The organism is Intestinimonas sp. HCP28S3_D6 (genome assembly GCF_052065695.1).
GTDB lineage: Bacteria > Bacillota > Clostridia > Oscillospirales > Oscillospiraceae > Intestinimonas.
The window spans coordinates 1-7,242 of record NZ_JBQHTM010000085.1; the positions used below are offsets into that span (position 1 = coordinate 1).

Below are 7,242 nucleotides of genomic sequence, written 5' to 3' on the forward strand. Positions count from 1 at the left end.
TGCCGCCGTACAGTGAAGAACGGCTGGCTGCTGCCAGAGAGTACGCCAAACAGCACGGATTTCAGGTCTTGCGGACGGACAAGGAGAGCGCCTGAAATCGGGTCAATTCACGGGAAAATGGCGGGTCTGCACACGGTATTTTTGCGGTGAATTGGTATCGTGATATCCCAGTATCCCCTATGCCGGGAAATGCGACAAAAGGAGCATTCAGAGCCGGAGGAGCTGACAGAAACCGCACAAGCGATGAAAGTCAGCTTCTCCGGGCAGGAGTACAGAGGGCGGCAAGCCCTTTGTGCCTGGGTGCAGGGGCGGCAGCGCACTGCTGGGGTCAAGGGGCAAGGCCCATTGGCGGGTTGAGGGCAGCCAGCCCCATCGGGTCAAGGGTGAAACGCCTTGCCCAGGGAGAGTTGATGCCTTGCGTCAACTCGTACTGGGTATTACCTGACGCAGAAATCCGCAGGTTTGGCGGCTTCGCCGCTACTTCCCCCTTCGGGAAAATGAGCAGAGATTGGAGGGATGGAATTTGAAACTGACACGGCACAACGGACGCTCCGGCAAGCATGGCACCTATAATCCCCGACACAATGATCGCCGGTTTGATGTGGAGAACAGCGAACACATTGATGCCCAGCGAGCCAGAAAAAATGTGTACTGGGACTGCTACCGTGGCTTCACTACCCTGGAACTTCGGGAGAGCCCGGAACAGCCGGATTTCAGCTTTGAAGAAATTGAGCGGATGTATTACTACGAGCATTATTCCGACCATGTGGATGCCCAGAATGCCCGGAATGAGAAAACACGACACACCGAGCGCAACCGCACGGTGGAAGATCTTTTGAAAAACAACAAGACCTGCCCGGAGGAAAGTATCTACCAGATTGGCACCATGGAAGAATCCGTTCCACCGGGTACTCTGGCACTCATTGTCAGAGAATTTTACGAGGAGTTTGAACGGCGCTTTGGTTCTCATATCCACATTCTGGACTGGGCGCTGCATCTGGATGAGGGCACACCCCATATCCACGAGCGTCATGTGTTTGACTGCAAAAACCGGTATGGGGAGTTGTGCCCCCAGCAGGAAAAGGCGCTGGAGGAACTGGGCTTTGAATTGCCTGATCCGAGTAAGCCCAAGGGAAAACACAACAACCGCAAGCAGACCTTTGATGCAGTTTGTCGGACGATGCTCTTTGACATCAGCCGCAAACATGGGGTGCATTTGGAGCAGGAGCCGTCCTATGGTGGGCGGGCGTATCTGGAGAAACAGGACTATATCCTGATGAAGCAAAAGGAGCAGCTGGTCGCTCAGGAACAGAAGCTGGAGGAGCTGACCCTGAAAATCGAGGATGTGGAAACACTGGTGGAGGAAGTTTCGGATATTGCCTATGACAAGGCGGTGGAAGTTGTCACTGACACCGTTCGGCAGGAGACCCACAAGGAGGACCTCCGGTTGGTGGAAGAAACGAAAAACTGGGTACTATCGCCGGAACGGAAAGCACCGCAAAAAGAGCGTGAGTATGCCGCTGCCCGGCTGGATGGAGTGATCTCCAAAATCAAAAATGCCATGCAGTCTGCGCTGACAAAAATCCAGAAGAAGCTGATGCAGCCGGAGGTCAAGCAGGCTGGCAAACAGCAGATTCAGGAAAAGGCCAAAGAATCCATTTTGGATTTTCTGCACAGGGCCAAACAGGATAGCACCCAGCGGGAGGAAAAGCGGAAAAAGCAACGGCAGCGAAAACAGGATATGGATCGGTAAGGCATCTGATTTTGCATACAAATCAGGTGCCTTTTCCTTGAGGAGGTGAGAAACATTGAACAGCGAAACTCAGAGTTTAGTGCCTGTCACTCGGCAGGCCGAAAGTGAGGAAATGACCGTTGCTGAAGTGCGGGAAAGCCTTTCCACGACGGAAAAAGGACAACCGGCCAATACCATTGGAAATTGCCGCACGGTGTTTTGCCAAGATCCGCTTTTACGGAGAGCAATCCGGCTGAATCTGCTGACTGACCGTGTGGACATTGTGCGGGATCTGGGCTGGCGCAGAAGCACCAGTGCCTTGACCGATACCGATGTCAAATATCTGCTCCTTTACTTTGAGCAGAACTATTGCCTGACCAGTGAAAAGAAGCTGATGGCGGCGCTCTCTATCGTAGCAAACGAAAATTGCTATCACCCCATTCAGGATGTGTTGAATGGCTTGGTTTGGGACGGCATACCCCGGATACGCTCCTGCCTGCATCACTTTCTGGGGGCGGATGAGGGCAACTATGTGGAAGAAATGCTCAAACACTTTCTGTTGGGAGCCATCCGCCGGGTGTTCCATCCTGGTTCCAAGTATGAGGAACTGCTCTGTCTGGTGGGCGGCCAGGGAGCCGGAAAGTCTACCTTCTTTCGCTTCCTGGCTATACAGGATGAGTGGTTCTCTGATGACCTGAAAAAGCTGGATGATGACAAGGTGTTTGCCAAGTTGCAAGGCCACTGGATCATCGAGATGTCTGAGATGCTGGCCACCAGCAACGCCAAGAGCATTGAGGAGATCCGCTCCTTTATCAGCCGCCAAAAGGAAACCTACCGCACCCCCTATGAGATCCAGCCCAAAGACCGTCTGCGGCAGTGTGTGTTCGGTGGTTCCTCCAACACGCTGGATTTCCTACCCCTTGACCGGGCCGGAAACCGCCGGTTCCTGCCAGTGATGATTGACCCGGAGAAAGCGGAGGTTCACATTTTGGAGGACGAAGCCGCTTCCAGGGAATATCTGTTGCAGGTATGGGCGGAGGCTATGACAATTTACCGCAGTGGAGAGTATTCCATGAAGTTTTCAAAGGAGATTCAGAAGCAGCTGGTGGAGGTTCAGAAGGACTTCATGCCGGAGGATACCGAGGCCGGGCAGATCCAGGGCTTTCTGGAACACTACACCGGCAATGTGGTCTGCTCCAAGCAGCTGTTCAAGGAAGCGTTGGGACACGCCTTTGAGGAGCCGAAGCGTTGGCAGCTGCACAACATCAACGAGATCATGAACACAGTGGTGACGGGCTGGAAGCCCTTCTCCAATCCCCGAATGTTTGCGGGCTATGGTCGGCAGCGGGGCTGGGAACGGGAGATTTCCGACAACGAACCGTCCGACAACGAAGGTGGATTTGTAGAGCTGAGCGAGGAAGAAGTCCGTCAACTGGAGCTGCCAAAGGAGTGGATTGCCTAATTTGCGGGGCTTGTTGCCCAGTAGGTTGTCGGCTGGTTGCTGACTTTGTTGCTACAAAAACAGGGGTGCAGATACGATAAACGCTCGTAAAGCAAGGTTTTTTGGCGGGTATCTGTTCTCTGACAACGAAAGCAACGAGATTTCATAAGAAAATTTGAAAAGTAAGAAACGATGGTCAGATGATAGGTTACAGCTTTTTCGGAGTCCGTTGCCGGACTTTATTGCCGATGCCCTTTGTCTGGCTTTTCTGATCTATGGAGGTAGCCTATGGAGAAAACCCAAAAGCAAGAAAACAAGCAGAGCAAAAAAGTAAAGTTTATCGTGATACGGGAGTTTTCAGGTGATAAAACCATGCGGGAAGCCTTTGAACAGCTCATTGAACGGCAAACCTGCGAACACTTTGAAGAATGGCTGGAACGCAAGGCAAGCTGAGGGAATTGGTTGAAGGAAAAACAGGGACATGATATAATATACATATCGTGTCCCTGTTCATAGAAGGAGATTACTATGAGCAGGAAAAAACAAGTCAATCAGAAAATCACAGCCCTCTATTGCCGTATTTCTCTGGACGATGGCGGCGATAACGAGAGCATGAGTATCAGCAATCAGAAACTTATGCTCAAGGAATTTGCCGAGAAAAATGGCATGTTTCAGCATGAGTATTATGTGGACGATGGTTACACCGGCCGCAATTTCAATCGTCCAGCTTTCCAGCGTATGATTGCCGATATTGAGGCTGGTAAAATTGGCTGTGTCATTACCAAAGACCTGTCCAGACTGGGAAGAAATTATATTGAAGCCGGCAGCTATATTGAAATCTTCTTCCCCAAACACAATGTCCGTTATATCGCCATTACTGATGGTGTGGACAGTTTGACCCGTCAGGAAATGGACATCACGCCCTTCAAGAATATCCTGAATGATATGTATAGCCGGGATATTTCCAAGAAAGTGCTGGCGGGGCGTATGACCCGTTCCCGACAAGGAAAGTTCTGTGGCGGACAGCCTCCCCTGGGGCTGATGCGTGACCCGGAGGATCGGGGGCATTTGATCCTTGACCCGGAGACTGCGCCGGTGATTCGCAAAATCTATGACCTGGCACTGGATGGCTGGGGCTGCATGCGGATTGCCAAGCAGCTGATGGAGGACAAGGTTCCTATCACCAGAGTAAAAGGAAATACCGCCTGTGATGTCAACTACTATGCGTGGGGCGGCGCAAGAATCAGCCATATCCTGCGTAACCCTTTTTATAAGGGCGCTCATCTGGTTTGCCGGACACACCAGAAAGGGATTCGCTCCAACACCTATGACATCATTCCTCGTGAGGACTGGGAAATCATTGAGGGCTGCCATGAAGCGATTGTGACACCGGAGGAATGGGAACAGGTGCAGGCAATCGTAGATCGCAGGTCACCTATTATGAAAGGAAATGCCTGCCCCTTCTACAACTTGTTCCATGGCATTATCTACTGCGCCACCTGTGGGAAATCTATGCAGGTGCGGTATGAGAAGGTTGGCAGAACTGGCAAAAACCGCTTTACCGGCGAGATGCGGGAACCGATTGACAAGGCGTATTATATCTGCCAGACCTACAACCGGTTGGGCAAAAATGCCTGCACCAGTCACAAAATCGAAGCCAGGGATTTATATAATCTCGTCCTGAAAGATATTCAGGAACTGGCAGCGATGGCACTCAAAGATGCAGATGCCTTTTATCAGCGGTTGAGCAGCCGGATGGAGCGCCGATATATGGCGGATGCTTCCGAGATGCAGAAAGAGCGTGAACGCCTGGAAGCCAGAAACCGGGAAATTGACGATATGTTTCTGAGCCTTTATACCGACAAGGCCAAAGGCGTGATCTCTGAGCAGCGGTTTATGAAGCTAACCGCCGCTATGGAGCAGGAGCAGGAAGAAAATCAACGCTGTTTGCAGGAACTGATGAGAATGCTTCAGCAGTCCGATGCTCAGGAAAATGAAGTCCGCACCTTTATCCGGGAGCTTCGGCAGTATGCCACCATCCAAGAACTGGATGAAACGGTGCTAAACCGCCTAATTAGTCGGATTTTAGTGGGCGAGGTCAAGAAAGTCAATGGGCAAAAGACGCAGGAAGTCAGGATTGTCTATAATTTTGTCGGAGAGATAGCGAAATAGTTTATAGCATGAAAGAGTGAGTTAAATGAAACATTTATTGGTCGGGAATGGTATCAACATTCAGTTTAATTCAACTGATTATACTACACAACAAATTGTTTTAAGAATATTGAAAAACTGTGACAGAAAGGATTTTCCCTCTCATATAATTGTAGATTTTCCATATCTTTTAAAGAATTATTTGGGGCAACTTTTTTTGGAAGCAAGGGATGTAATTAGAGGGCAGTATGATCAGTATGCCAATTGTTCAGCCGAAAGAGCATCTCTTGTGTCTTTTCGTGAGCAATATGCATCTAAAATTAGAACTCTGCGAATGACAGATATAGGTTTTGAAGATTATTATTTGCTCCATGATCTTTGTTGCCATAAAACTGGAACTGTAAATCCAGATCAATTTTATGTGAGAGAAGCATTGAGAATTTCCTATTTATTTGCTATCTATAACGATGGAAAGGTTAATGAGCTATATCGATTGTACCCAGAAAAGTTTGTTAACTATCTAAGACAGTTTGATTCTATATTCACAACTAATTATGATTCCAATGTCGATTCGGTTGTAGAAAACCCAGTATACCATATACATGGTCAGTTCGATAAACTCGCAGCTGTGTATGATCCCACTTCTTTTCGCAATCAACTTCCGGATGCTCCTATTAAGGAATATGAGGTTGATCCACAATACCTTTATTTGTATTCAAATGCCTTATCGACACATTGTGGTGAATACAAGGAATTTCAGGTTAAACAATATTCCTTGGCTAATTCTGCGATGGAAAAATTGGCAGCTGCATATCTAAAAGATGAGCATATAAAGGCAGATGTTGATAGTTGGACCAAAGATACAAATACAATTACTGCCAATATGGGATATGCAGTACAAATGAAGGTACAACATCCGGAGCTGACCTTTACTGATGATTATCATTTTGAAAAATTGTCTAAGATTACCGGTGAATTGGTGATCTTAGGGCTTTCACCTTGGAATGATTTTCATATATTCGAAACAATAGATAAGTCTGAAATTGACGCTTGTACATTTTACTATTTTTCTGAGGAACAGTGCGAAAAAGTGCGTAGTTTATTACCAATCACGAACCAAAGAGGTGCTTTACACTTTTCTTCAGTACAAGAGTTTTGGAGGACTGTTAGATGAAAATCAAATATGTATTGAAATCAAAGGCGGATTTTCAAAAATGGGTTACGATTGGAAATGTGTTTGCTAAAAGTTTATGTCCAGTAAATGAGGTTTTAAAACAATACAACAATTTAACTGCATCACAGAGAACGGCTATAAAAAAACAGTTTTCAGAATATGATGATATTCGTCGGCAAAAGATTCCTAAAGAAGAAAACACCTATGCTTGGGAAATTGGTATAATGGTAGATGCCAATATACTTGCCTGTGAATATGACATTGATCCGCTAACGGTTGTATTATGCATAAATCCAATTTGTAGACCTAATGAAAAAATAATGGTAAAATAACTGCAACATTTAAATTAGCATTTCCCTCCTCTTCGAGGAGGGTTATTTTTTTGCCCATTTTTGAATTCATCACTTGACATTGTGGCAAAGAGCTGATGACGCAGGACGAAATCGCAACGATGGACGGCGGAATGTGTATCTTGCAGCTACGCGGTGTGCGCCCGTTTTTCTCCAAGAAGTACGACATCACCAAGCACCCCAATTTTAAGCTCACAGCCGATGCGGACCCCAAAAACGCCTTTGACATTGAGGCGTTCCTGTCTGCCCGGCTCAAACTCAAGCCCAACGAAGTCTACGATGTGATAATGTACAATAAATTGCGCAAATTGGAAAGAGCATAAAAGAAGACATAGCTTGCAGGCTCTGGTAGAATGAAGTCACGACACACCATTCTGAAAGGAGACAGCAAACT

General features: G+C 47.6%; 6 protein-coding genes and 1 pseudogene. All 7 read left to right on the forward strand.

Features of this window, described 5'->3' with window-relative positions:
• Positions 1 to 523: 523 nt before the first annotated feature.
• Positions 524 to 1,753, forward strand: coding sequence for a serine/arginine repetitive matrix protein 2 (locus tag ACTNBK_RS16290; RefSeq protein ID WP_441147682.1), 1,230 nt, complete (start codon positions 524 to 526; stop codon positions 1,751 to 1,753).
• 112 nt (positions 1,754 to 1,865) lie between these two features.
• Positions 1,866 to 3,194, forward strand: a complete 1,329-nt coding sequence (locus ACTNBK_RS16295; protein ID WP_441147690.1) for a VapE domain-containing protein — start codon at positions 1,866 to 1,868, stop codon at positions 3,192 to 3,194.
• Between the two features lie 267 nt (positions 3,195 to 3,461).
• Positions 3,462 to 3,626, forward strand: coding sequence for a hypothetical protein (locus ACTNBK_RS16300; RefSeq protein ID WP_441147684.1), 165 nt, complete (start codon positions 3,462 to 3,464; stop codon positions 3,624 to 3,626).
• A 75-nt stretch (positions 3,627 to 3,701) separates the two neighbouring features.
• Positions 3,702 to 5,345, forward strand: a complete 1,644-nt coding sequence (locus ACTNBK_RS16305; protein WP_441147686.1) for a recombinase family protein — start codon at positions 3,702 to 3,704, stop codon at positions 5,343 to 5,345.
• Between the two features lie 25 nt (positions 5,346 to 5,370).
• Positions 5,371 to 6,498: a hypothetical protein gene (locus ACTNBK_RS16310; protein WP_441147688.1), complete on the forward strand. Its 1,128-nt coding sequence runs from the start codon at positions 5,371 to 5,373 to the stop codon at positions 6,496 to 6,498.
• Positions 6,495 to 6,830 carry a hypothetical protein gene (locus ACTNBK_RS16315; protein WP_308759286.1) on the forward strand — a complete coding sequence of 112 codons (336 nt, stop codon included), beginning with the start codon at positions 6,495 to 6,497 and terminating at the stop codon, positions 6,828 to 6,830. Before ACTNBK_RS16310 ends, ACTNBK_RS16315 begins: the two co-directional genes overlap by 4 nt.
• Before the next feature lie 83 nt (positions 6,831 to 6,913).
• Positions 6,914 to 7,171 (forward strand): annotated as a pseudogene (locus ACTNBK_RS16320) (VirD4-like conjugal transfer protein, CD1115 family); the annotation flags it as partial.
• Positions 7,172 to 7,242 lie beyond the last annotated feature (71 nt).

Coding starts and splice junctions, on each gene's coding strand:
- ACTNBK_RS16295 (WP_441147690.1), top strand. CDS start 1,866: ATGACCGTTGCTGAAGTGCGGGAAAGCCTTTCCACGACGGAAAAAGGA.
- ACTNBK_RS16300 (WP_441147684.1), top strand. CDS start 3,462: ATGGAGAAAACCCAAAAGCAAGAAAACAAGCAGAGCAAAAAAGTAAAG.
- ACTNBK_RS16305 (WP_441147686.1), top strand. CDS start 3,702: ATGAGCAGGAAAAAACAAGTCAATCAGAAAATCACAGCCCTCTATTGC.
- ACTNBK_RS16310 (WP_441147688.1), top strand. CDS start 5,371: ATGAAACATTTATTGGTCGGGAATGGTATCAACATTCAGTTTAATTCA.
- ACTNBK_RS16315 (WP_308759286.1), top strand. CDS start 6,495: ATGAAAATCAAATATGTATTGAAATCAAAGGCGGATTTTCAAAAATGG.